Source organism: Paraburkholderia phenazinium (genome assembly GCF_900142845.1).
Classification (GTDB): Bacteria; Pseudomonadota; Gammaproteobacteria; order Burkholderiales; family Burkholderiaceae; genus Paraburkholderia; species Paraburkholderia phenazinium_A.
The window spans coordinates 3,348,780-3,373,143 of the sequence record NZ_FSRU01000002.1 but is presented as its reverse complement, the minus strand read 5'-3'; the positions used below and the strand labels follow the sequence as shown (position 1 = coordinate 3,373,143).

Genomic DNA, 24,364 nt, shown 5'->3' with positions numbered 1-24,364 from the left:
GGCGGCAGGACCCCAGGCATCCCGGAGATACCCGACGCATGGATTCGTCAGCCAACTCGTTGATCAACCCCGACGCCCGTATGGGCCTCGCCGGCGCGCAAGCGCCTGGCGGCGCCGCCGGCGCCGGCCAGGCCGGCGGCGCCGCGGACCTCGGCGGTGGGGGTCTCGGCGGCAACTTTACGCAGCGCCTATCAGGTTTGACGCAGATGCGCGGCAACCCGCGCGCACCGCTGATCTTCGCGGTCGCCGTGCTGCTGGCCGTGGTGGTCGGCCTGTGGCTATGGTCGCGCGCCCCTGACTACAAGGTGCTGTACAGCAACCTGTCCGATCAGGATGGCGGCTCGATCATCACCGCGCTGCAGCAAGCCAATATTCCCTACAAGTTCTCCGACGGCGGCGGCGCGATTCTGGTGCCGGCCGAGCAGGTGCACGAAATGCGCCTGCGCCTCGCCTCCCAGGGCCTGCCGAAGAGCGGCTCGGTCGGCTTCGAACTGATGGACAACGAGAAATTCGGCATCAGCCAGTTCGCCGAGCAGGTCAATTACCAGCGTGCACTGGAAGGTGAGCTCGAACGCACCATCGAATCGGTCAACGCCGTCAAGACAGCGCGCGTGCATCTGGCGATCCCGAAGCCCTCGGTGTTCGTGCGCGACCATGAGACGCCGTCCGCCGCAGTGCTGGTGAACCTGTATCCGGGCCGCATGCTCGACGAAGGCCAGGTGAACGCGATCACCCATATGGTGGCGTCGGCGGTACCGGACATGCCGGCACACGGCGTGACGATCGTCGACCAGGACGGCAACCTGCTGACCCAGCCGCCCTCGGGCGCAGGACTCGACGCCACCCAGCTCAAATACGTGCAGCAGGTCGAACACAATACGCAGCAGCGCATCGACGCGATCCTCGCGCCCTTGTTCGGCGGCGGCAATGCGCACTCGCAGGTGAGCGCCGACATCGATTTCTCGCAGTCCGAACAGACCTCGGAAAACTACGGCCCGAACGGCAATCCGCAACAGGCAGCCATTCGCAGCCAGCAGACCAGCACCGACACGGAGCTGTCGCAAGGCGGCGCCTCGGGCGTGCCGGGCGCGCTGTCGAACCAGCCGCCGCAACCGGCCTCGGCGCCGGTCAACGCGCCGAACGGCGCGAGCGGCGCGACCACCACGCCGGTGAGCGACCGCAAGGACGCCACCACCAACTACGAGCTCGACAAGACCGTGCGTCACGTCCAGCAATCGATGGGCGGCATCAAGCGTCTTTCGGTGGCGGTGGTGGTGAACTACATGCGCGTCGTGGATGCGAAGGGTCACGCGACCATGCAGCCGATGACGCCGGAGATGAACGCCCAGGTCACCCAGCTCGTGAAGGATGCGATGGGCTATAGCGCCGAGCGCGGCGACTCGGTGAACGTGGTCAACAGCGCCTTCACCGCCGACGTCGACCCGAACGCGAATCTGCCGTGGTGGCGCACGCCGGACATGATCGCGCTGGCCAAGCAGATCGCCACGTACCTGGGCATCGGCGCGGTCGCCCTGTTCCTGTACTTCGTGATGGTCAAGCCGGCGCTGCGCCGCGCCTTCCCGCCGCCGGCCCCGGCTGCCGCCGCCCTGCCCTCGCCGGACGAGCCGATCCTGCTCGACGGCCTGCCGGCAGCCGAGCGCAGCGGCAGCGCGGCCCGCGAGGACGACGGCGAGTCCGAGCTGATGGCGCTGGAAAGCGATAAACACAAATTCGAGCGGAACCTGGAATACGCACGCAACATCGCGCGCCAGGATCCGAAGATCGTTGCAACTGTCGTTAAGAGCTGGGTGTCCGATGAGCGCTGAAGGCGTAGTGAAAAGCGCACTCCTGCTGATGTCGATCGGCGAGGAAGAAGCGGCGCAGGTATTCAAGTTTCTCGGGCCGCGCGAGGTCCAGAAGATCGGCGTGGCGATGGCCGCGCTGAAGAACGTGACGCGTGAGCAGGTCGACGAGGTGCTGCACGAGTTCGTGCGCGAGGCCGAGCAGCACACGGCCCTGTCGCTCGATTCGAGCGACTACATCCGTTCGGTGCTGACCAAGGCGCTCGGCGACGACAAGGCCGGCGCGATCATCGACCGGATCCTGCAGGGCAGCGATACGAGCGGGATCGAAGGCCTGAAGTGGATGGATTCCGCCGCGGTGGCCGAGCTGATCAAGAACGAGCACCCGCAGATCATCGCGACCATCCTCGTTCACCTGGACCGCGACCAGGCGTCGGAAATCGTCGCCTGCTTCACCGAGCGGCTGCGCAACGACGTGCTGCTGCGTATCGCCACGCTCGACGGCATCCAGCCGGCCGCGCTGCGCGAACTGGACGACGTGCTGACCGGTCTCCTGTCCGGCAGCGACAACCTCAAGCGCAGCCCGATGGGCGGCATCCGCACGGCCGCGGAAATTCTCAACTTCATGTCGAGCAACCACGAAGAAGGCGTGCTCGAAAACGTCCGCCAGTACGACGCGGAACTCGCGCAGAAGATCGTCGATCAGATGTTCGTGTTCGAGAACCTGCTGGACCTGGAAGACCGCGCGATCCAGTTGCTGCTGAAGGAAGTCGAGTCCGAAGCGCTGATCATTTCGCTGAAGGGCGCGCCGCCCGCGCTGCGGCAGAAGTTCCTCTCGAACATGTCGCAGCGTGCGGCCGAACTGCTCGCCGAAGACCTCGATGCGCGCGGCCCGGTACGCGTCTCCGAAGTGGAAACGCAGCAACGCCGCATTTTGCAGATCGTGCGCAACCTGGCAGAAAGCGGCCAGATCGCGATAGGCGGCAAGGCGGAAGATGCATATGTCTGATCAGGATCCCACGCGCAAGGGGAGCCTCTCGGCCTACCAGCGCTGGGAGATGGCCTCGTTCGACCCGGTGCCGCCGGCGCCGCCCCAGGAGGCGGTCGACGACGGCGCATTCGAAGCCGAACTGCAACGCCTGCGCGATGCCGCGCACGCCCAGGGCGTCGCCTCCGGTCATGTGGCCGGCCAGGCGCTCGGCTACCAGGCCGGCTACGATCAAGGGCACGCGCAAGGCTTCACCCAGGGGCAGAACGAAGCGCGCGAAGAAGCCGCGCGCCTCGCCGCGCTGGCGGAAACCTTCAAGGTTGCACTCGACGGCGCGCAACACGAAATTTCGGAAATGCTGGTGGCGCTTGCGCTGGACATCGCGCAGCAGGTGGTGCGCCAGCACGTGCAGCACGACCCGGCCGCGCTGATCGCCGCCGCCCGCGAAGTGCTGGCGGCCGAACCGGCGCTGACCGGCGCGCCGCACCTGGTGGTGAGCCCGGCCGACCTGCCGGTGGTCGAAGCGTATCTGATGGAAGAACTGCAGGCGCGCGGCTGGTCTGTGCGCACCGACCCGGCGGTCGAACGCGGCGGTTGCCGCGCCCACGCCGGCACCGGCGAAGTGGATGCCGGCATCGACACACGCTGGGAGCGGGTTGCCGCCGCCCTCGGCAAGGCGAGCACATGGTAAAGCCGACCATCGCGGAGATCCGCGCCAGCGATCTGACGCCGCTCGAACAGGAGCTGGCGCTGGCATCGTTCGGCGCTCAGGCGCTGCCGACCGAACCGCAGGACGCGCAGCGTCCGAAAGCGGCTTCGCGCACGGCCGCCCCGCACGATCCGCGACACGGTCATTCAACCAGCGCCTTCGCGGCCGCAAGCCGCGACGCCACACCGGCAGCAGCGGACGCAAGCGCCGCGGCCCGTCCGGCGCCGAACCCGGCGCTCGCCAACAACCCGCACATGAACGCATGGCGCGCGCATCTGGATGGGCTGCGCGCCCGTAACGCGATCGCCCGGCCGATGCGCGCTTGCGGACGCCTCACGCGCGCCGCGGGCCTCGTGCTCGAAGCGGTCGGCCTGCGCCTCTCGGTCGGCGCCGAAGTGATGATCGAACTGCCGCAGGGCAGCTCGCTGCCGATGGCGGAAGCCGAAGTGGTGGGCTTCGCCGGCGACAAGCTGTTCCTGATGCCGACCACCGAAGTAATCGGCCTGTTGCCCGGTGCGCGCGTCTATCCGCTGGAAAGCGCGCCGATCGCCGATCCGATGGCGGGCGCCAAGCGCCTGCCGGTGGGCTGGGAGTTGCTCGGCCGGGTACTCGACGCGTCGGGCCGGCCGCTCGACGGGCTCGGACCGCTCGGCGCCAAAGCGGATGCGCCGCTGTCCGCCCCGACCATCAATCCGCTGAACCGCGAGCCGATTCATAAGGTGCTCGACGTCGGCGTGCGCGCGATCAACGCGCTCCTCACCGTGGGCCGCGGCCAGCGCATGGGGCTCTTCGCGGGCTCGGGCGTCGGTAAATCGGTGCTGCTCGGCACGATGGCGCGCTACACCAGCGCCGAGGTGATCGTGATCGGCCTGATCGGCGAGCGCGGCCGCGAAGTGAAGGAATTCATCGAACAGATTCTCGGCGAGGACGGCCTCGCGCGCTCGGTCGTGGTCGCGGCGCCTGCGGATGTCTCGCCGCTCCTGCGGATGCAGGCCGCGGCCTACTCGACCTCGCTCGCCGAATATTTCCGCGATCAGGGCAAACATGTGCTGCTGCTGATGGATTCGCTGACCCGCTATGCGATGGCGCAGCGCGAGATCGCGCTGGCGGTGGGCGAACCGCCGGCCACCAAGGGTTATCCGCCATCGGTATTCGCCAAGCTGCCGGCGCTCGTCGAGCGTACCGGCAACGGCCCGGCGGGCGGCGGTTCGATTACGGCGTTCTACACTGTATTGACCGAAGGCGACGACCAGCAGGATCCGATTGCCGATTCGGCGCGTGCGATTCTCGACGGCCATATCGTGCTGTCGCGCTCGCTGGCGGAGGCCGGCCACTATCCGGCGATCGACATCGAAGCATCGATCAGCCGCGCGATGACATCGCTGATCGACGAGCCGCACCTCGAGAAGACACGTCTCTTCAAGCAGATGCTGTCGCGTTACCAGCGCAACCGCGACCTGATCAACGTGGGCGCGTATTCGAGCGGCCGCGACCAGTTACTCGACCGCGCGATTGCGCTGTATCCGCGCATCGAGGCGTTTTTGCAGCAAGGGTTCCGCGAGTGCGCGGAGTTCGAAGCGAGTCTGCAAAGACTCGATGCCCTGTTTGCCCAAGGAGGCTGACGATGGCGAAACACTTTCCGATCAAGACGCTTATCGGCCTCGCCCAGGACGATGTGGACGCCGCCGCGCAACGCCTTGGCCGCGCGCAGCGCGAGGCGAGCGAAGTGCAGGCGCAGCTCGACGCGCTGGTGCGCTACCGCGACGAGTACCACGCCCGCTTCAACGCCACCGCGCAGTCGGGCATGCCGGCCGGCAACATGCGTAACTTCCAGGCCTTCATCGACACGCTCGACGCCGCCATCGAACAGCAGCGCAAGCTGTTGCAGGCGGCCTACACGCGTGTTGAAGCGGCGAAACCGGAATGGCAGCGTCACAAACAGAAGCTAGGCTCGTATGAAGTCCTGCAGGCCCGCGGCGACGCAGCGGAAGCCCAGCAGATGGCGCGGCGCGAACAGCGCGACGCCGACGAACATGCCGCACGAATTCTCAGGATGCGCGCCGAGGGTGTGTAACCCGCGCGCTTGCCCGACCCATGACCGTATGAGCGCCTGACCGGCGCCGAGCGGAATTTGACCGGGTCCACCGGATAGACAGGATCAGCCATGTCGCCACTTTCGTATATCAGTTCACTGTTCGGCTCGTCGGACAACTCGCAGACGAGTTCGCCGGTGGACATCGTGAATAGCCAGCCGTTCTCGCAGACCTTGCAGCAGAGCATCGACTCGCAGAACGACGCGTCGCAAAGCGCGAGCAGCAGTGTGCAGAGCGCGCCGGCCCCGACGCCCACACCGGCGCCTGCCCCCTCTCCGGCGCCGTCGTCGGCTGCGAGCGCGCCGGCGCCCACACCGACGCCCGCGCCGTCGGACAGCCAGAGTTCGAGCAGCACGAGCAGCGCCAGCAACAGCCAGAGCAGCACTAACAGCAGCGGCAACGCCAACAGCAATGGCGGCAGCACGAATTCGGCTTCGGCTTCGGGCAACACGCAACAGAGCGCCGCGAACGGCAATAGCTCGACGTCGCAGCAAGGCAGCAACAGTTCGGGCAACGCGACGACCTCGGCGGCAACGGCGTCGGTGGTGGCGCAATTGCAGGCGCAGGCCCAGCTTCAGGCTCAGGCGAACGCCAACGGCGCGAACGGCCAGACGACCACCGATGCTACCAATGCACTGACCGATACCACGACCGACCAGCCGGGCGCAGCGGGCAGTGCGACGACGGCGGACGGTACGCATCACGGCAAGCACGTGGGATCGGGGGACGCGAAGTCGGTCAGCGATGCGTTGCAGGCGGCGCTTGCCGCGCTCAGCGGAGCGCAGGGCGCGGTACCGGCGCAGGCGGCGAATGTCGGCAATGCAACCAGTGCGACGGGCACGACGGGATCGAGCGGCGACATGGGGCTGTCGCTGCATGCGTCGACGAACGGCAAGAGCCAGGCGAGCGGTTCGATGCTGGGCGATGCGAAGGGCAAGCTGGGCGACAAGATGGAGCAGACGGCGGCCGCGAGCGCGAGCAATGCGGACACGGTGGCGAAGAATGCGGCTGACGCGTTGGAGGCGACGGCCACGACGAATACGCAGGACAGCTTGTCGAGCTTGAAGAGCACGGCGGACGCGGCGAACGCGGCGCTTGCGGCGAGCCAGGCGGCGGCGAGCGCATCGAGTGCGACGACGGCGACGGCGGGAGCCAATCCGGCGGCGGCCGCGGCGGCGGCGAGCACGTTGGCGCCGACGGTGGGCACGTCGGACTGGGAGGATGCGTTGGGGCAGAAGGTGGTGTTCCTGTCGAACGCGCATCAGCAGAGTGCGGAGTTGACGCTGAATCCGAAGGATCTTGGGCCGTTGCAGGTGGTGTTGCAGGTGGCGGATAACCATGCGCATGCGCTGTTTGTTTCGCAGCATCCGCAGGTGCGGGAGGCGGTGGAGGCGGCGCTGCCGAAGCTGCGGGAAGCGATGGAGCAGAATGGGATTGGGTTGGGGAGTGCTAGTGTCAGTGATGGCTTTGCCAAGCAGGCTGGGCAGCAGGGGCAGTCGTCTGGTGGGTCTGGCAAAGGCTCTTCTTCTGGTGATGGAGTTGCCTCCGGCGGGGATTCCGATGGCGATGCTTCTGTTGCTAATGTTGCTGTTCGGCGCTCTGTTGGGTTGGTGGATACGTTTGCCTGATTTTTTTGCCTTGCCGGCGCTTTGGTGGTGTTCTTGGGGTGTTGGCCTTTCCTTGATTTTTTAGTGGTCTATTGGCGTCGCCCCTGTGCGGGGCAGCACTTACTTTCTTTGCCGCCGCAAAGAAAGTAAGCAAAGAAAGCGGGCTCACACCGCTAGCGTTTAGTGAGCCATCTAGGACTGCTACGGGGAACGGCCCAACACGAGACCCTCTCTCGCTCCGCACTCGTCTGTGACACAGCAGTCATTCATCCCGCCCGCGCACAAGTGCGCGGCGGTCAGGTTCGCCCCGACAGCACCCACACGCCCACGCCCACGCCCACGACCCGGTTATGCCCGACGGCGGAGCGCGTAGCGCAACGCTGGAACGAATGACTGCCTTGTCACGAGCGGTGGAAATGCGAGGGCGGGTCTCGTGTTGGGCCGTTTCCCGAAGCATATGAGATGGCTCACTACGGGCTGGCGGTTGCAGCCCGCTTTCTTTGCTTACTTTCTTTGCGGCGGTGTACAGACTGGAGACATAGCTGACAGGTGTACGGGGACATGGTTGACACTTTCGGGCAATCGAACGCCCGGACCCATCCATGCCCTGGAACGTAAAAGACACCATGAGTCTCAGACAGGAATTCGTTTGTCTGGCCGCTGTGCAGACAGTGCCTTTCAGCGAGTTGTGCCGGCGCTTCAACATCAGCCGCCAGACCGGCTACAAATGGCTTGAACGCCACAAGACGCAAGGCGAGGACGGTCTGGCCGACCGTTCCCGTCGCCCGCATTGCAGCCCCGCCCGCTCATCGGATCAGGTCGCCCAGGCCGTGATCGCCTTGCGTCAGGCGCACGGCTGGGGTGGGCGCAAGATCGCCCGACGGCTGCAGGACATGGGCTTTGCCGACGTTCCAGCGCCCGCCACGGTAACGGAAATCCTCCGGCGTCATGGTTTGATCGATCCGCGCGAATCCGCGCAGCGCGAGCCCTGGCAGCGCTTCGAGCACGAGCATCCGAATGCACTCTGGCAGATGGACTTCAAGGGCGATTTCCCGACGCTCGAAGGAGGCCGCTGCTATCCGCTCACGGTGCTGGACGATCATTCGCGCTTTAACATCGTGCTGGCCGCCTGCGCACGCACCACCACGCAGGTCGTGCAGGCCGAACTGGACAGGGCATTCCGGTGCTATGGACTACCCGCACGCATCAATGTCGACAACGGTGCGCCGTGGGGCTCTCCCAGCGCGCCGGGACAGGTGACCGAGCTCGCTGTATGGATGATCAGGCTGGGCATACGGGTGAGTTACAGCCGTCCCTATCATCCGCAGACCAACGGCAAGGACGAACGGTTTCACCGCTCGCTGAAGGCCGAGGTGCTGCAGCGCTACACGTTCACCACCCACGCACACGTGCAGCAGGAACTGGAGCGCTGGCGCAGTGTGTACAACACCGAGCGCCCGCATGAAGCCCTTGACCTGGCGACACCGCTCACGCGTTACCGGCCCAGCCTACGGACGATGCCTGATCATTTGCCGGAGCCGCAATACGGTCCACACGACGAGGTCCTGCGGGTCAACTCAAACGGTCTGGTCCGCTTCCGCGGGGAGGCTGTGCGCCTGTCAATCGCGCTTAAAGGCCTGCCGGTCGCCGCACGTCCGAAACCCGACGAAGACGGCGTTATCGAGTTCTGGTTTGCCCATCATCGCGTTGCAAAACTTGACCTCGGAGGAGCAAAACGCTGACCATGATGTGTCAACGATGTCCTCGTACATGTGTCAACCATGTCTCCAGTCTGTACACGGCGGCAAAGAAAGTAAGTGCCGCCCCGCACAGGGGCGACGCCAATAGACCACTAAGAAATCAAGGAAAGGCCAACCCCATAAGCAAACCACCAAAGCGCCGCAGGCAAAAAAAAGCCCCAACATCCAGACAAACGAAAAAACATCAAAGACTAGAGATACCCCCCAAACCCCCTTCTTTTCGACCCATCGCGCCACGCGCAAGTGAACAACAATTCACCCTACCAGCACTGAGGCAACCAAGCACCCATGGCATCGACGACCGCAAACCAGCAAGCAACCGTTCAGCCGGCCGCTCCAGGCCCGATGAAGCGCATCATCCTGATCGTGCTGATCGCGCTGATCGCCGCAGGCGCAGCCGCCGCAGGCACATGGTTCTTCATGTCCCGCCGCGAACCCGCCCCCGCCCCGGCTCAGTCCGCCGCGGCCGCCGCCGCGCCGCTCGCGATCCCGGTGTTCTTCCCGCTCGAACCCATGACCGTCAACCTCCAATCCGACGACGGCCAGCAACACTATCTGCGCATCGGTCTCACGCTCAAGCTCAACGACCCCAAGGTCCAGCAACAGCTCACCGACCACATGCCGGAAATCCGCAGCCGCGTCCTGCTCGCGCTGTCGAACAAACACCCGGACGATCTCGCGCCCCTCGACGGCAAGCGCGCGCTCGCCGCCGAACTCAAGACGCTGATCGAACAGCCGACCGATAAAGGCGCCGCGCCCGTCAATGTCGAAGACGTGCTGTTCACCGAATTCGTCGTGCAGTGACGCCGCGTAACGCTGCTGCCATCATCAACCGCCAAGGGACGCACGAGGAATAGGAATGGGCCACGAAGAGTTCATGTCCCAGGAGGAGGTCGATGCACTCCTCAAGGGCGTAACCGGCGAGTCCGACTCGGAAGCGGAGCAGTCAGATCGCTCCGGTGTCCGGCCGTACAACATCGCCACGCAGGAACGCATCGTCCGCGGCCGGATGCCCGGCCTCGAAATCATCAACGACCGCTTCGCCCGTCTGTTGCGCGTCGGCATCTTCAACTTCATGCGGCGCACCGCGGAAATTTCCGTCGGCCCGGTGAAGGTGCAGAAGTACAGCGAGTTCACCCGCAACCTGCCGATCCCGACCAACCTGAACCTGGTCCACGTGAAGCCGTTGCGCGGCACCTCCCTGTTCGTGTTCGATCCGAACCTGGTGTTCTTCGTGGTCGACAACCTGTTCGGCGGCGACGGGCGTTTCCATACCCGCGTCGAAGGCCGCGATTTCACGGCCACCGAACAGCGCATCATCAGCAAGCTGCTCAACCTCGTGTTCGAGCACTACTCGAACTCGTGGAAGAGCGTTCGCCCGCTGCAGTTCGAGTTCGTGCGCTCGGAAATGCACACGCAGTTCGCCAACGTCGCGACGCCGAACGAAATTGTCATCGTCACGCAGTTCTCAATCGAGTTCGGCACCACCGGCGGCACGCTGCATATCTGCATGCCCTACTCGATGATTGAACCGATCCGCGACATCCTGTCGTCGCCGATCCAGGGCGAAGCGATCGACGTCGATCGCCGTTGGGTCCGCGTGCTGTCGCAGCAGGTGCAGGCCGCGGAAGTCGAACTGACCGCCGATCTCGCGCAGATCCCGATCACGTTCGAACAGATTCTGAACATGCGCAAAGGCGATGTGCTGCCCATCAACATCCCCGAACACATCACCGCGAAGGTGGATGGCGTGCCGGTGATGGAATGCGGCTACGGTATTTTCAATGGTCAATATTCGTTGCGAGTTCAGAAAATGATCAGCGCAGCGGACACGATGAAGGAAGGTGGATATGACTGAGCTGAATGCAACGCCGGAGAAGGAACTGCCGGCAGAGCCGCAACTGCCCGGCGCGGACGCGGACGAGGCTTCGCTCGACGACTGGGCCAGCGCCCTCGCCGAGCAGAACGACAACAGCGCCGTCAACGCGACGACCGCCGGTGTGTTCCAGCCGCTCTCGAAGGTCGAACCGAACACGACGCGCAACGACATCGACATGATCCTGGACATTCCGGTCCAGATGACTGTCGAGCTCGGCCGCACCAAGATTGCCATCCGCAACCTGCTGCAACTCGCGCAAGGTTCGGTGGTGGAACTCGACGGCCTCGCCGGCGAGCCGATGGACGTGCTGGTCAACGGCTGTCTGATCGCGCAGGGTGAAGTCGTGGTGGTCAACGACAAGTTCGGTATCCGCCTCACCGACATCATCACGCCGTCCGAGCGGATCCGGAAGCTGAATCGATGAAACGCCTTGCCGGGCGCATGGCGAGCGTGAGTGGGCGGGTCCTGCTGACCGCGCTGCTGGCCCTCCCTTCGCTAAGCGCCGCCGCAGCCGACATGAATGCGGTCAATCATCCCGCGCCGATCGCTTCCACTGTGGGCGCCGGTTCCGCGGTGCCTTCGCTGGGTGTCGGCGCGGTGCTGCAAACCATCTTCGGCCTGCTGGTCGTGATCGGCCTGGTGTTCGCCTGCGCCTGGCTCGCCCGCCGCTTCGGCCTGCAACCGGGCAGCCGCGGCGGTCTCGTGAAGACCATCGGCGGCGCGTCGCTCGGCGGCAAGGAGCGCGTCGCCGTCGTCGAGATCGGCGATACCTGGCTCGTACTCGGCGCGGCACCCGGCAATGTCCGTCTGCTGCACACCATGCCCGCCGGTTCGGCAACCGGTGTGGGACTGTCCGGAGCAGCGCTGTCGCCCGACAGTGCGACGGGCAACGGCGGCTCAGGCAGCGCGCTGCCGGGCACCTTCGGACAGCGCTTTCGCGAAGCGCTAAAAGGCGAAGTGGGCAAACGTTTCAACCGGCCAGACGGCAGGGATCAGTAAATGCAGTTCAGTCATCCACCAGCGCGCCGCGAGCACGCGCCCTCGAGCCGTGTCGCCGTCACCCGCCGGCGCAGTCTCCTCGCCAGATCCGCCGGCACGCTGCGGCGCCTCGCAAGCCTGGCACTGCCGGCTTTACCGGTCGTGCTCACTGCGACGCTGATGGCGCTGCCGTCGTTGTCGTTTGCGCAGACAGCCGGCCTGCCCGCCTTCAACACGAGTCCCGGACCGAACGGCGGCACGACGTATTCGCTGAGCGTGCAGACGATGCTGCTGCTCACGATGCTGTCGTTCCTGCCGGCGATGGTGCTGATGATGACGAGCTTCACGCGCATCATCATCGTGCTGTCGCTGCTGCGCCAGGCGCTCGGCACCACCACCACGCCGCCGAACCAGGTGCTGGTGGGGCTGGCCTTGTTCCTCACGCTGTTCATCATGTCGCCGGTGCTGGACAAGGCCTACAACGACGGCTACAAGCCCTTCTCCGACGGCTCGATGCCGATGGAGCAGGCGGTCACGCGCGGCCTCGCGCCGTTCAAGACGTTCATGCTGCGGCAGACCCGCGAAACCGATCTCGCGCTGTTCGCCCGCATCTCGCATGCGCCGCCGATGCAGGGCCCCGAAGACGTGCCGCTGCCGCTGCTGGTGCCGGCCTTCGTGACGAGCGAACTGAAGACCGGCTTTCAGATCGGCTTTACCATCTTCATTCCGTTCCTGATCATCGACATGGTGGTGGCGAGCGTGCTGATGTCGATGGGGATGATGATGGTGTCGCCCGCGACGATCTCGCTGCCGTTCAAGCTGATGCTGTTCGTGCTCGTCGACGGCTGGCAGTTGCTGATCGGCTCGCTCGCGCAGAGCTTCACCTAGTCGTACTCACTAACCCTCACCGCTTCCGGCCCATTCATCATGACACCCGAATCAGTCATGGCGCTGGCGCATCAGGCGATGTACGTCGCCGTGCTGCTTGCCGCACCGCTGTTGCTTGTGGCGCTCGTCGTCGGTCTGATGGTGAGTCTGTTTCAGGCCGCCACGCAGATCAACGAGACGACGCTGTCGTTCATCCCGAAGCTGCTGGCGATCGCCATCACGCTCGTGATTGCCGGCCCGTGGATGCTGTCGACAATGCTCGACTATCTGCGTCAGATGCTGACCAACATCCCCACGCTCACCAACTGAGCGTCGCGCCCCCGTCATGTTTTCCGTCACCTATGCGCAACTGAACACGTGGATGGCCGCGTTTCTGTGGCCGCTCGTGCGGATTCTGGCGCTGGTGGGCACCGGGCCGGTGTTCGGCAATGCGTCGGTGTCGACGCCGGTGAAAATCGGTCTTTCCTCGTTCATCACGATCATCGTCGCGCCGACGCTTGGGCCCCTGCCGCAAGTCACGGTCTTTTCGGCGATGGGCGTGTGGATCATCGTGAACCAGTTCCTGATCGGCGCCGCGCTCGGCCTCACCATGCAGATCGTCTTCACCGCGATCCAGGCGACCGGTGAATTCGTCGGGCTGGGCATGGGTCTCGGCTTTGCGACCTTCTTCGATCAGCAGGCGAGCGGTTCGAGCGCGGTGCTGTCGAGCTACATGAACGTGTTCGGCATGCTGGTGTTCCTCGTGCTCGACGGCCACCTGCAGATGCTGAGCGCGCTGATCGCCACGTTTCAGTCGCTGCCGATCTCGAGCGACCTGCTCGGCGCGGCAGGCTGGCGCTCGCTCGCGATGTGGGGCGGAACGATCTTTTCGATGGGGTTGCTGCTCGCGTTGCCGGTAGTCGCCGCGCTGCTGATCGCCAACCTCGCGCTCGGCATTCTCAACCGCGCGGCGCCGCAGATCGGCGTGTTCCAGATCGGCTTTCCGCTGACGATGCTGGTCGGCATGCTGCTGTTGCAGTTGATGGTGCCGAATATGATTCCGTTTTTCTCGCGGCTGTTCGATAACGGGATCGAGCAGATGGGACGGGTTGCGGTGGGCTTGCATTAGCCGCCGAGCCGGCATCCGACCTTCGCATTCGCCGCGCGCCAATAAAAAACGGGAGGCCGCCGCAGCGCCTCCCGCCTCACCTGCCAAACCCTTCGCTTACTGATTCAGATACTGGAACAGCGACATCTGCTGGACCTGCACGAACGCCTCCTGCGACGCCTGCAGCGAGTACTGCGTTTGCGTGTACTTGCTGATGGTCGAGGGCAAGTCGATCGAGGTCAGATCGGCCAGCGAGTTCGTGTTCTGCAGCGACTCGCTCTGGTTCACCGTCTGCATCGCCTGAAGCTGCTGCTCGCGTCCACCGACCGTCGCCTGCACCGTCGTGATGTTGGACAGCGCGTTCTGGACCTGCGTCAGCCCCACGTTCAGCGTATTGGTCAGCGCCGCTGCAGTCGTCGGCGTGTCGGCCGGGGTCTGCAATGCGGTGATCATGTTCTGGATCGTCGAGAAGATGTTAGTGCCGCCTTGCGAAGCCGGTACCTGGGTCGCCGGCTGCACAGTAAAGGCATCGCCATTGGCCGGCACGCCGGTCACCGTCACGCTCTGGCCGCTCGTGCCCAGCGTGATCGCCGAACCCGCCGTGAAAGGCTGCGCCGCGGACGTCGTCGTCCCCGCGCTGTTGGTGTCCGACACGGTATAGGTCGTGACGGCAGGTGTGCCCGTCACGCTAAACGTAATCCCATACGTGTCGCCGCTCGCCGAGGCCACCGCATTGGTGGTGCTGACCGCGCCGACGATCGCCGTGCCGGTATTGCCCGCCGCCGCGTAGGCGACCGGGCTGGCCGTTTCCGGCGTCACGCTCATGAACACCGCCGCGCCGCTATCGCCGGTCGCGATCGAGGTCGTGCTGGAGATCTCGGTGCTCGAAATGCCGTTGTCGCCGTTGTAGACCACCGTGCCGGCCGAATTCTGCGTGAACGGTTGCGAGGCCGACTGAAACCCGCCGAACAGGTAGCCGCCCGAGGGCGACTTGGTGTTGGCGAGCGTCATCAAGGTGGTGTTCAACTGCTGCAGCGTGGCCGCGATGGCGCTGCGGTTCGTATCGTTGAGCGTGGCGTCGCCCGCGCTCAGCAACTGCGTGTTCACGCTTTGCAGCGCCTGGGTCACGCTCGAGAGCGTCGAATCTTCCGAGCCCAGTGCAGTCAGCGCCGAGCTCTGGTTGGTCGAGTACTGCGACAGGGTCGCGCCCTGCATGCTCAACTGCACCGCCTGGGCCGCGCCCAGCGGATTGTCCGCCGGCGTGGTCAGGTTCGTGCCGCTCGAGATTTCGCCGTACAACTGGGACAGTTCGCTTTGCTGATTGTCCATGCTCTGGACATTCATGCTGAGATACTGGCTAGTAGAGATGCGCATCGCTCAACGCCTCAAGAGAATATGCCGAGAATGGTCTGGAACAGCGTGTCAGCGGTCTGAATGACCTTGCTGTTGGCCTGGTACAGTTGCTGGTACTGCAACAGGTTCGCTGCTTCTTCGTTGACGTTCACGCCCGAGACCGACTGCTGCGCCGACGTGATCTGCGTCACAAGCGCGGTCTGGGTCGTGTTCGATGCATTGACCGAATTGGTGGTGTTACCCACCGTGTTCACGTAGTTCGCGTACGCCGTCGTCAGCGTCGTGGTGCCGCCGTTCAACGTCTGGGCGCTGACGATGTTCGACATCAGCGTCGCATTGCGGCCGTCGCTCTGCGCGCCGGTATTCGCCGCAATCGTGAAGGTGTCGTTGTTCGCCGGCGTGCCGCTCAACGTCACGGTAATGCCGTTCATCGAGCCGGCGGTGGCCGGCGTCGTGTTGATCGTCATCGTGGCGCCGCTGGCCGGCGAATACGGCACGACCGTCGTGGCCGTCGTAATCGGCGTGCTGGTGCCGTTGATCGTCACGACCGAGCCGACCGGGAAGCCGGTCAGGCCACCCGAGGTGGAGTTGTAGGTGAGCGTGGTCGTCGTCGCAGGCAGCGAATAACCGGCCGAAACCGTGCCCTCCGTAATCGTCGCCGTGCCGCTATTCGCCGAACTGGCCGTCGCCAGCACCGGCGAGGCCGCGGCGATCGCCGAGCCGCGGGTCGTCGTGAGCGCGAAGCTGGTCAGGGCGCCGCTCGTCGGCGATACGTTGAACGAGTCGCCCGCGTTCATCGTGCCGGTCATCGAAAAATTCAGGCCGTCGATCGGCGCCGACAGGTTGCTGGCCGATCCCACCACGTCGCCGCTCTGGTTGTCCGTCAGCGTGTAGGTCGAGCCGTTATACGACAGCGTGTAATTGCTGGTGGTGGGCTGCGTGGCGTTGACGAACGACACGCTCAGCGCGGCCGTGCCCGTGTTATTCGCGTTGGCGTTGGCCGCCGGCGGCGCCACCGAAAAGAGCGCGCCGCCGGTGCTGCCGGACAACGTGAGACCCAGTTCGTTCTGGTTGTTGACCTGCGCGGCAAAGCTGGTCGCGATCGCGCCCAGTTGGGCCTCTGCCGGATCGAGCGATTGCGAGCGGAACGTGACCAGGCCGCCGAGCGAGCCGCCCACGCTCTGCATGGTGCTGTCGGACAGATATTGCGTGGTGGCGGCAGTCGGCGTGGTGCCCGCTGCGCCCAGATAGGTCACCGACATCTCCGCGGAGTTCGCCGGCGACGGCGCCGTACCGAGGTTGTAGCTGGTCGTGCCCGACACGAGCGTCTGGCCGCTGGGCAGGAACACGCTGTCCCCGGTCGAGTTCGACACCACCTGCACGCCGACGAGCGACGACAGGCTGGAAATCGCCTGGTCGCGCTGGTCGAGCAACTGGTTAGGCGGCTGGCCCTGCGAACTGGCGGCGTTGATCTGCTGGTTCAGCGACGCGATCTGCGTGGTGTACGTGTTGATCTGGGCCACCGTGGAAGCCAGCTGCGTATTCACGCTCTGGCCGAGCTGCGCGTACTGCGAGCCCACCGTATTCAACTCGGTGGCCAGCGTCTGCGCATCGCTCACGGCGGTCTGGCGCGTCGCCAGATTCGAGGCGTTGCTCGACACCGTCTGCAGGCCGGTGAAGTAGCTGGTGATCGCGGTTGAAATCCCCGAGGTCGGACTGCCGACCAGGTTGTTCAACTGCGCGAGCATCGTGTAGTTGGTGGAAAGCGAGCCGCTTTGCGACTGGGCGTTGTTCAGCTCGGTCGTCAGATACTGGCTGTAGGCGCGCTGAACCGTTGTGGTGTTCACGCCTTGCGGCAGATAGCCCGAGCCGGTGTACTGACCCGAGGCTTCCGCATAGACGGGACTCTCGACGTCATAGCCGGGCGTCGCCGAATTGCTGATGTTCTCACTGGTCGTATTCAGCCCCCACTGGGCTGCGTTAAGTCCACTGAGACCGATATTGATTAGGTTGCTGGACATGCGTCATCCTGAAGGGCTGGCAACGCGCCCACCGAGTTGCCAAGACTCTCTGTATATCGGCGCACTGGCGACAAAATTGAGGGGGCAACCCGGATTTAAACGCACGCCGCAGTATTGCCGCGACACGCGCCGCAATCAGGTTCGCACCAGCGAGCGACGCTTCATTTCAAGCTGGGTAATCAGCCGTTGCAAGGTGTTCTCGGCATTGCCGGGCAGCGCCACGAAACGCATGCCGAGCTGGTAACGCTGGGTGCCGTTCGGCAGGTCGATGGCGCGGAACGACACGAGTTGCAGATCCACCGCGAGCTTGCCCGGCGCGCCGAGGCTCAGTTCGCAATCGTCGAGCACGCAGCCCATCGGCAGATCGACCACGCGGACGTCGGTGGTGCGCATGCCCACGCCGCCCAGCGACAGGTCGTGCACTTCGAAACGGAATCCCTCGCCGTCAGGCAACTGCCCCGTACACAGGTAGGGGTTGAGTACCGGCGCGTCGACGCGGAAAAACTCGCGGCGCTGCACGTAGAAGAGCACGTCGGGGAAGTCGGCTTCGAACGCGGGCCGGCCCTCGAAGGTGGTCTCGCGCGGCGTGCCGGTGACGAATTCGACGCGCACGCCTTCGGGCTGGGCGTGAAACACACAGCGGGGCGCAGCGATCAGGCCGCGATTCTGCTCGGCGAGCGCGCCCCAGTCGAAAGTGAACGTGCGCTCGCGCACGTCGACGTCGAGAATCCGGGTGACAAGTTGGCCTCCCTTGTACTGCGCGGTGAGGAAATCGCCGCGGTTGACGAGATTGCGCAACTGGACACCGATCTCGAGCGGATTGCGGCGACCGAAGTCGTTGCCGGTTTCAGAAGAGCCGTCCGTCTGGCCGTTCGTCTCAGTGGTATCCATGGGCTTGCCGGTATGCATGTTCTTACGGGCCCGTGCCCGAGGTCCAGTGCCGGGGCCCGTGACACGCGCGTTGACCGGGAAAAACGTTACCCCGGTATTAAGGTCTGACTGAATAGCGGCAGTCTGGACCCAAAGTTTAGGGTAACCGAGGGAAATATTTGGCGCAAACGTTAAACCGGTCACGTTCCACTCCGTTCTCGACCCTTCACCCATCCCGCATCAACCCTGCAATACCCACCCATCTGTGCGGCTCGGCCGGCGGCACGCACGCGTGCCGGCCGGCCCCACCGTCTTGTTGTGCGACATGGCCCCGTCGCCTGCTTTTCGTCTTGCCGGCCCGTCCAGGCCGCTCAGCTCATCCGTTCCATGATCGACATCAGCTTTTTCGCGTAATGCGGATCGGTGGCGTAGCCCGCCCGCTGCATGCCGATCGCAAAGCCCGCCGCGTCGTGCGAGCCGTTCAGCACTTGGGCGTAGCGCGGGTTGTTCTTCAGCAGTTGCGCATAATCGGCCATCGCCTCGTCGTACGAGTCGTAAGCGCGGAATTTTTCGACCACCCGCTGCGGCTGGCCGTTGCGGTACTCGGTGGTCACCGTCGACACGGTCTTGCCGGTCCAGTCCTTGCTCGCCTTGATGCCGAACACGTTGTGGCTGGTCTCGCCGTTCGCCTTCATGATCTCGCGCTTGCCCCAGCCCGATTCGAGCGCCGCCTGGCCGATGATGAAACGCGCCGGCACGCCGGTGGTTTCGCTCGCCGCCTGAGCGGAGGCCGCCAGCTTGTCGACGAACGCGTCCACGTTGGTCGTGCCGTCGCCGCGCAACGGCGGCGTCAACGCGCTGTTGCGCGAATAGCCGACGCCGTTGGCGAGCGAGCCGTTCGCCTGCGAATTGCCGTAGGCCTTCGCGAGCGCGTCCAGCGCGGCGTCGCCGCTGCCGCCGGCCGAGCCGCTCTGCATGCCGGCGTTGTTCATCAACTGCTTGAGCATGGCATCGGCCACGCCGATGCCCTTGGACGACATCTGCTGCGCCATCTGCTCGTCCATCATCGAGGTGAACTGCGCGCCGTCGCGCGAATCGAGCGGGCCGTCCTGCGGCGTCGCATCGCGCATGCTTTTCAGCATCATCGTGATGAAGCTCGCATCGAACTGCTTGGCGGCCATCTTCACGCCTTGCTGCGGCGACGCGGCAACCTTGGCACGCAGGCTGTCGAATCCCTGGACGTCCAGCGCAAAGCGCTGGGTCAGATCGTTCGGGCCTGAAGTGGGATCGGTAGTCATCGCGGTTCCTTAGATGATTTCAAGTTCGGCGCGCAAGGCTCCTGCTGCCTTCATCGCCTGCAGGATCGACATCAGATCGGCGGGCGTCGCGCCGAGCGCGTTGAGCGCCTTCACGACGTCGGCCAGATTGGCGCCGGCCTTGACGTATTTCATCGCGCCGTCGTCTTGCTTCAACTGGATCTGGGACTGCTGGGCCACCACAGTGCGGCCGTTCGAGAACGCGCCCGGCTGGCTCACCACCGGCTGCGTATTGACCACCACCGAGAGATTGCCGTGCGCGACCGCGCAGTTCTCGAGCGTCACCATCTGGTTCATCACGATCGAGCCGGTGCGCGCATTCAGCACGACCTTCGCCGCGCCTTGCGCCGGCTTCACGTCGAGATCCTCGAGCTGCGCCATGAACGAAACCTGCTGGGCCGGATCGGCCGGCGCGCGCAACTGGATCGTGCGGCCGTCGAGCGGCGTGGCCGTCCCCGAGCCGAAGGCGTTGTTGACCGCCGACACGATGCGCTGGTTCGTGTCGTAGTCCATGTCGTTCAGTTCGAGCTGCATCGTGCCGTCCTGCGTGATGCTGGTCTGCACCGCGCGTTCGACAATGGCGCCGGCGGCGATGCGGCCCGCCGCGAGCTGGTTCACCTGCACGCGGCTGCCGTTCGCGCTGGCGCCTGCGCCGCCCACTGCCATGTTGCCCTGGGCGAGTGCGTAGACGGAGCCGTCGGCGCCCTTCATCGGCGTGAGCAGCAGCGTGCCGCCGCGCAGGCTCTTGGCGTTACCGAGCGACGACACGGTGACGTCGATCGCCTCGCCCGGCCGGGCGAACGGCGGCAGAACCGCCGTCACCATCACGGCCGCGACGTTCTTCAACTGGATGCTGGTCAGCGCCGAGGTGCTGCTGTTCGACGAACCCGCCGACTGGTTGTTGATCGAGATGCCGAGGTTCGCGAGCATGTTCGCGAGCGTTTGCGTCGTGAACGGGGTCTGGGTGGTCTGGTCGCCCGTGCCGTCGAGACCGACGACGAGGCCATAGCCGATCAGCGGGTTGTCCCGCACACCCTGAATGGCGACCAGATCCTTCAGCCGTTCCGCGTGAGCGGCCGGCGTGACGGGCGGCAGGGCCCCGCAGGCGAGCGCGAACACGAGGCAGGCGCGGCTGAAATGGCGGAAAGAGAGCAGTCTCATGATCACCACGGCGCAACGTTGAGGAAGAAGCGTTGTAGCCAACCCATGGTTTCAGCCTCGTCGATATAGCCCTTCGCCGAGTATTCGATCTTGGCGTCGGCCACCTGGGTCGAGTACACCGCATTCAGGCCGGAGATCGTGTTCGGGTTGACCACGCCGGAGAAACGCACGAACTCGTTGCCCTGGTTGATGAGCATCTGCTTTTCGCCGCTCACCACGAGGTTGCCGTTAGGCAGCACGTTGGTCACCGTGACCGTGATCACGCCGTTGAACGTGTTGGAAGCGTTCGCGCCGCCGGTCCCCTGGAACTGGTTGGCGCCCTGCGAGTTGAGGTTGGCCTTGCCGAACAGACCGCTGAGAAAGCCGGCGCTCGTGGTGGAGAACGAGGTGGCCGAAGAGCGGTTGGTGTTGGCCCCCGACGACTTGGTTGCGTTGATGTTTTCCTGAATCACGATAGTCAGGATGTCGCCGATATTCCGCGGCCGCTGGTCTTCGAACAGCGGCCGGCCCGCGTAGCCCGGATTGAAGATCGAGCCCGGCGACTGCGCGTGCGGCGGCGTCGGCGGCACGGCCGTCATCGGCTGCTGCACGATCGGCTGCTTGGGAATCTGCGCGCAACCGCCCAGCGCCAGAGCGAGCACGCTGGCCGTGGCGACGAGCGCATCGCGCGCGTCGCCCAGCACCGGATTGAGATTGAATTGCGACATCGTGTTTACCTACCGCCTGTAGTCCCGAACCCTTAAACCTGCATCTGCGACAGGGTCTGCAACATCTGATCGGACGTGGTTACGGCCTTGCTGTTGATTTCGTACGCGCGCTGGGTCTGGATCATGTTGACCAGTTCCTGCACGACGTTCACGTTCGAGGTTTCGACGTAGCCCTGTTGCAGCGAACCCGTACCGTTCGCGCCCGGTGCGGAGACGTTCGGCGTACCCGACGAGCTGGTTTCCGCGAACAGGTTTTCACCTTGCGCGTCGAGACCGGCCGGGTTGATGAAGGTCGCCAGTTGCAGCGAGCCGATCTGCGTGGAGTTGGTCGAATTGGCCTGGGTGATCGACACCGCGCCGTCGCTGCCGATGGTGAGCGAGGTGGCGTTCACCGGCACCGTGATCGACGGAATCACCGGATAGCCGCTCGACGTCACCAGTTGGCCCTGCGCATTGGTCTGGAACGAACCGTCACGCGTATAGGAGGTCGTGCCGTCCGGCATCTGCACCTGGAAGAAACCGTTGCCGTTGATCGCCACGTCCTTCGAGTTGCCGGTTTGCTGCAGGTTGCCCTGGGTGTACAGACGCTCCGTGGCGACCTGTTGCACCCCGGTGCCGAGCTGGATGCCCGACGGCACCTGGGTCTGCTGGGTCGAGTCGGCGCCCGGCTGGCGCACCGTCTGATACAGCAGGTCTTCGAACACCGCGCGCGAACCCTTGAAACCGTTCGTGCTGACGTTGGCCAGGTTGTTCGAGATGACGTCCATCTGGGACTGCTGCGCGTTCATGCCGGTCGCAGCGATATAGAGTGAGCGGTTCACAGTATGTGTTCTCCTGGGTCGACGCGCGCGTCGGTCCCGTTAGCTGAAGCTGAGCAACTGGTTGGCGGTCTGGTCGTTCTGATCGGCGTTCTCGATCATCTTGGTCTGCATCTGGAATTGCCGCGCATTGGTGATCATCGAGACCATGGCGTTCACCGGATTCACATTGCTGCCTTCCAGCGATTCGGGTGCGAGCGTCACGCTCGGATCGGCGTCGAGCGGGTTGCCGTCGGCGGTGCGAAACATGCCGTCGTCGCTGCGCGTGAGCGTGCCCGCCGCCGGCTTCACCATCTTCAGCTGATCGACCACCGCGATCGCCGAAGCCGGATCGCCCGGAGCCAGCGCGGAGATCGTGCCGTCCTTGCCGATGGTGATCTGCGCACCCGGCGGCACCGAGACCGGGCCGCCGGTGCCGAGCACCGGCAGATTGGTCGCGTTCACCAGTTGCCCGTTCTGGTCGATATGCAGATTGCCGGCGCGCGTGTAAGCCTCGCTGCCGTCCGCCGTCTGCACAGCGAGCCAGCCGTCGCCCTGCACGGCGACGTCGAGCGGATTGCCGGTCTGCTGGATCGGTCCGGGCGTCTCATCGGCGCCCGGGGTCGACGAGAGCACGAACGTACGCGTGGTCTGGTCGTTGACTGAACTGCCGTCGCCGAACGACATCGGTACCGCGCGAAACGTCTCGAGCTGGGCACGAAACCCGGTGGTCGAGGTGTTCGCGAGATTGTTCGCGACAATGGCTTGCTGCTCGAGCGCCTGGGTGGCGCCCGACATCGCGGTATAAATCAGACGGTCGGTCATTCGTTCGGCTCCTCAGACGCTTACAGGTTGATCAGCGTCTGGTCGACGGTCTGCTGCGTCTTGATCGTCTGCGCATTCGCCTGGTAGTTGCGCTGCGCGGTGATCAGGTTGACCAGTTCGTTGGTCAGGTCCGTGTTCGACTCTTCCACCGCGCCGCCTTGCAGCGTGCCGTGGTTCGTGCTGCCCGGGGTGGAGATCTGCGCCGCACCCGATGCCGCGGTCTGCTCGTATTCGTTATTGCCGAGGTCGACGAGGCCGTTCGGGTCGTTGAAGTTGGCAAGCACGATCTGGCCGAGGTCGGCGGTCTGGCCGTTCGTATAGTTGCCGGTCAGGATACCGTTGGTGCCGACCGTGAAATTCGACAACTGCCCGGCCGCGAAGCCGTTTTGCTGCAGGTTGTTGGTGCCGTTGGCGCTGCCGAACTGCGTCGTGCCGGTCAGATTCAGCGTGAGCGTCTGCGGCGTGCCGGAGCCGTCGGTGTTCGGAATCGAGAACGCCAGCGTGTCCGACGCGTTCGACGGCGTGATGCTCGTCACGCCGGTCAGCGCGCCGTTGCTGTTGAACGTCGCGGTGCCGATCAGGCTCGCGGTGCCGCCTGCGACACCTGCATAAACGTTCCAGTTACCCGCGCTCGTCTTCGCGAAGTACATATCCACCGTCTGCGAGCCGCCGAGCGAGTCGTAGGCCTGGATGGACGTCGGATAGTTGTAGGTGGTCGAGGTGTTCTGGTTGAAGGCGGTGGTCTGGACCGTCGCCGAGTCGCCGTTCGCGGGAGTACCGCTGAAGGTCACTTGCATGCCGGTGCCCAGCGTAATCGGCGTGCCGGCCGTGTAGGTGCCGGTGCTGTCGTTGGCCGGATTGGTGTTGTCCGTTACCGTGTACGCGGTCGCGCTCGTAAAGTTGATCGTGTAGCTGTCGGTGTTCGAGGCAGCTCCCGCGGTCGTGACGGTCACGGCGCCGTTCGCGAGCGTGCCGGTATTTCCCGTGGCAGTGGTCGCGAAGGTCCCGACGGTGGCCGCAGCCTGCGCGTCCAGGTTGAACTGGCCGGTGATCGAGGTGGTCGCGGTCGGCGCGATGTTCGTCGTCGGCACGGTCAGCGGCACGGTTTGCGCGCTGTTGATGATGCCGGTGGAGCTCGCGGCATAACCCATCAGCTGCAAGCCCTGCGAATTCACGATCTGGCCGGCGTTGTTCAGCTGGAACACACCGTTACGCGAATACGTGAGCGCACCGTTGTTCGACATCTGGAAGAAACCGTTGCCGTTGATGGCGACGTCCAGTGCCTGCCCGGTTGTGTTGATGGTGCCCTGCGAGAACTGCTGCTGCACGGCCGCGAGCTGCGTACCGATACCGATCTGGTTGTTGACGGCCGTGGCGACCGAGTTCGCGTACATATCGGCGAACACGGCAGTGCCGCTCTTGAAACCGATCGTGTCCGCGTTGGCGATGTTGTTGCCAATCACGTCGAGATCACTCGATGCAGCCGACAGGCCGCTCAAACCTTGCTGATAACCCATGACGGT

At 64.7% G+C, this 24,364-nt stretch carries 23 protein-coding genes; 14 read left to right on the top strand and 9 right to left on the bottom strand.

Features of this window, described 5'->3' with window-relative positions:
• Positions 1-38 precede the first annotated feature (38 nt).
• The 14 genes from fliF (at position 39) to fliR (ending at position 13,812) form a co-directional block, all read left to right on the top strand.
• Complete coding sequence (gene fliF / locus BUS12_RS32135; protein ID WP_074301336.1) at positions 39-1,826, top strand: flagellar basal-body MS-ring/collar protein FliF; 1,788 nt, start codon at positions 39-41, stop codon at positions 1,824-1,826.
• Positions 1,816-2,811: a flagellar motor switch protein FliG gene (fliG, locus tag BUS12_RS32130; protein ID WP_074301335.1), complete on the top strand. Its 996-nt coding sequence runs from the start codon at positions 1,816-1,818 to the stop codon at positions 2,809-2,811. The genes fliF and fliG overlap by 11 nt, the downstream gene beginning before the upstream one ends.
• Complete coding sequence (gene fliH / locus BUS12_RS32125; RefSeq protein ID WP_083640698.1) at positions 2,798-3,481, top strand: flagellar assembly protein FliH; 684 nt, start codon at positions 2,798-2,800, stop codon at positions 3,479-3,481. The genes fliG and fliH overlap by 14 nt, the downstream gene beginning before the upstream one ends.
• Positions 3,475-5,121, top strand: a complete 1,647-nt coding sequence (fliI, locus tag BUS12_RS32120) for a flagellar protein export ATPase FliI (RefSeq protein ID WP_074301333.1) — start codon at positions 3,475-3,477, stop codon at positions 5,119-5,121. Before fliH ends, fliI begins: the two co-directional genes overlap by 7 nt.
• Positions 5,122-5,123: 2 nt before the next feature.
• Complete coding sequence (gene fliJ / locus BUS12_RS32115) at positions 5,124-5,573, top strand: flagellar export protein FliJ (protein WP_074301332.1); 450 nt, start codon at positions 5,124-5,126, stop codon at positions 5,571-5,573.
• A gap of 90 nt (positions 5,574-5,663) precedes the next feature.
• Entirely contained in the window at positions 5,664-7,220 is a 1,557-nt protein-coding gene (locus tag BUS12_RS32110; protein WP_074301331.1) for a flagellar hook-length control protein FliK, read from the top strand.
• Positions 7,221-7,801: 581 nt separating this feature from the next.
• The gene (locus tag BUS12_RS32105) at positions 7,802-8,941 is read left to right on the top strand and encodes an IS481 family transposase (protein WP_074301330.1); all 1,140 of its coding nucleotides are present in this window, start codon (positions 7,802-7,804) and stop codon (positions 8,939-8,941) included.
• Positions 8,942-9,247: 306 nt separating this feature from the next.
• Entirely contained in the window at positions 9,248-9,763 is a 516-nt protein-coding gene (gene fliL / locus BUS12_RS32100) for a flagellar basal body-associated protein FliL (protein WP_074301329.1), read from the top strand.
• A gap of 55 nt (positions 9,764-9,818) precedes the next feature.
• Entirely contained in the window at positions 9,819-10,817 is a 999-nt protein-coding gene (fliM, locus tag BUS12_RS32095) for a flagellar motor switch protein FliM (protein WP_074301328.1), read from the top strand.
• Positions 10,810-11,262, top strand: a complete 453-nt coding sequence (gene fliN, locus BUS12_RS32090) for a flagellar motor switch protein FliN (protein WP_074301327.1) — start codon at positions 10,810-10,812, stop codon at positions 11,260-11,262. The genes fliM and fliN overlap by 8 nt, the downstream gene beginning before the upstream one ends.
• Positions 11,259-11,837: a flagellar biosynthetic protein FliO gene (fliO, locus tag BUS12_RS32085; protein WP_074301326.1), complete on the top strand. Its 579-nt coding sequence runs from the start codon at positions 11,259-11,261 to the stop codon at positions 11,835-11,837. The genes fliN and fliO overlap by 4 nt, the downstream gene beginning before the upstream one ends.
• Positions 11,838-12,704: a flagellar type III secretion system pore protein FliP gene (gene fliP, locus BUS12_RS32080; protein ID WP_074301325.1), complete on the top strand. Its 867-nt coding sequence runs from the start codon at positions 11,838-11,840 to the stop codon at positions 12,702-12,704.
• A 39-nt stretch (positions 12,705-12,743) separates the two neighbouring features.
• A complete protein-coding gene (fliQ, locus tag BUS12_RS32075) occupies positions 12,744-13,013 on the top strand; it encodes a flagellar biosynthesis protein FliQ (protein ID WP_074301324.1) in 270 nt (89 codons plus the stop codon).
• Between the two features lie 16 nt (positions 13,014-13,029).
• Positions 13,030-13,812 (top strand): flagellar biosynthetic protein FliR, encoded by a 783-nt coding sequence (gene fliR, locus BUS12_RS32070; protein WP_074301323.1) that lies wholly within the window; start codon positions 13,030-13,032, stop codon positions 13,810-13,812.
• A 96-nt stretch (positions 13,813-13,908) separates the two neighbouring features.
• Here the strand turns inward: fliR and flgL are convergent, their stop codons facing one another.
• The 9 genes from flgL to BUS12_RS32025 form a co-directional block, all read right to left on the bottom strand.
• Entirely contained in the window at positions 13,909-15,165 is a 1,257-nt protein-coding gene (flgL, locus tag BUS12_RS32065) for a flagellar hook-associated protein FlgL (protein ID WP_074301322.1), read from the bottom strand.
• An 11-nt stretch (positions 15,166-15,176) separates the two neighbouring features.
• Complete coding sequence (gene flgK / locus BUS12_RS32060) at positions 15,177-17,165, bottom strand: flagellar hook-associated protein FlgK (protein WP_074301321.1); 1,989 nt, start codon at positions 17,163-17,165, stop codon at positions 15,177-15,179.
• 135 nt (positions 17,166-17,300) lie between these two features.
• Complete coding sequence (locus BUS12_RS32055; RefSeq protein ID WP_171991742.1) at positions 17,301-18,056, bottom strand: flagellar brake protein; 756 nt, start codon at positions 18,054-18,056, stop codon at positions 17,301-17,303.
• A gap of 350 nt (positions 18,057-18,406) precedes the next feature.
• The gene (gene flgJ, locus BUS12_RS32050; RefSeq protein ID WP_074301319.1) at positions 18,407-19,333 is read right to left on the bottom strand and encodes a flagellar assembly peptidoglycan hydrolase FlgJ; all 927 of its coding nucleotides are present in this window, start codon (positions 19,331-19,333) and stop codon (positions 18,407-18,409) included.
• A gap of 9 nt (positions 19,334-19,342) precedes the next feature.
• A complete protein-coding gene (locus BUS12_RS32045) occupies positions 19,343-20,512 on the bottom strand; it encodes a flagellar basal body P-ring protein FlgI (protein WP_074301318.1) in 1,170 nt (389 codons plus the stop codon).
• Between the two features lie 2 nt (positions 20,513-20,514).
• Positions 20,515-21,219 carry a flagellar basal body L-ring protein FlgH gene (gene flgH, locus BUS12_RS32040; RefSeq protein ID WP_074301317.1) on the bottom strand — a complete coding sequence of 235 codons (705 nt, stop codon included), beginning with the start codon at positions 21,217-21,219 and terminating at the stop codon, positions 20,515-20,517.
• 32 nt (positions 21,220-21,251) lie between these two features.
• The gene (flgG, locus tag BUS12_RS32035) at positions 21,252-22,040 is read right to left on the bottom strand and encodes a flagellar basal-body rod protein FlgG (protein WP_074301316.1); all 789 of its coding nucleotides are present in this window, start codon (positions 22,038-22,040) and stop codon (positions 21,252-21,254) included.
• Positions 22,041-22,079: 39 nt separating this feature from the next.
• Entirely contained in the window at positions 22,080-22,841 is a 762-nt protein-coding gene (gene flgF / locus BUS12_RS32030; protein WP_074301315.1) for a flagellar basal-body rod protein FlgF, read from the bottom strand.
• Between the two features lie 20 nt (positions 22,842-22,861).
• On the bottom strand, positions 22,862-24,358 hold the full coding sequence (locus BUS12_RS32025; RefSeq protein WP_074301314.1) for a flagellar hook protein FlgE: 1,497 nt from the start codon (positions 24,356-24,358) through the stop codon (positions 22,862-22,864).
• Positions 24,359-24,364 lie beyond the last annotated feature (6 nt).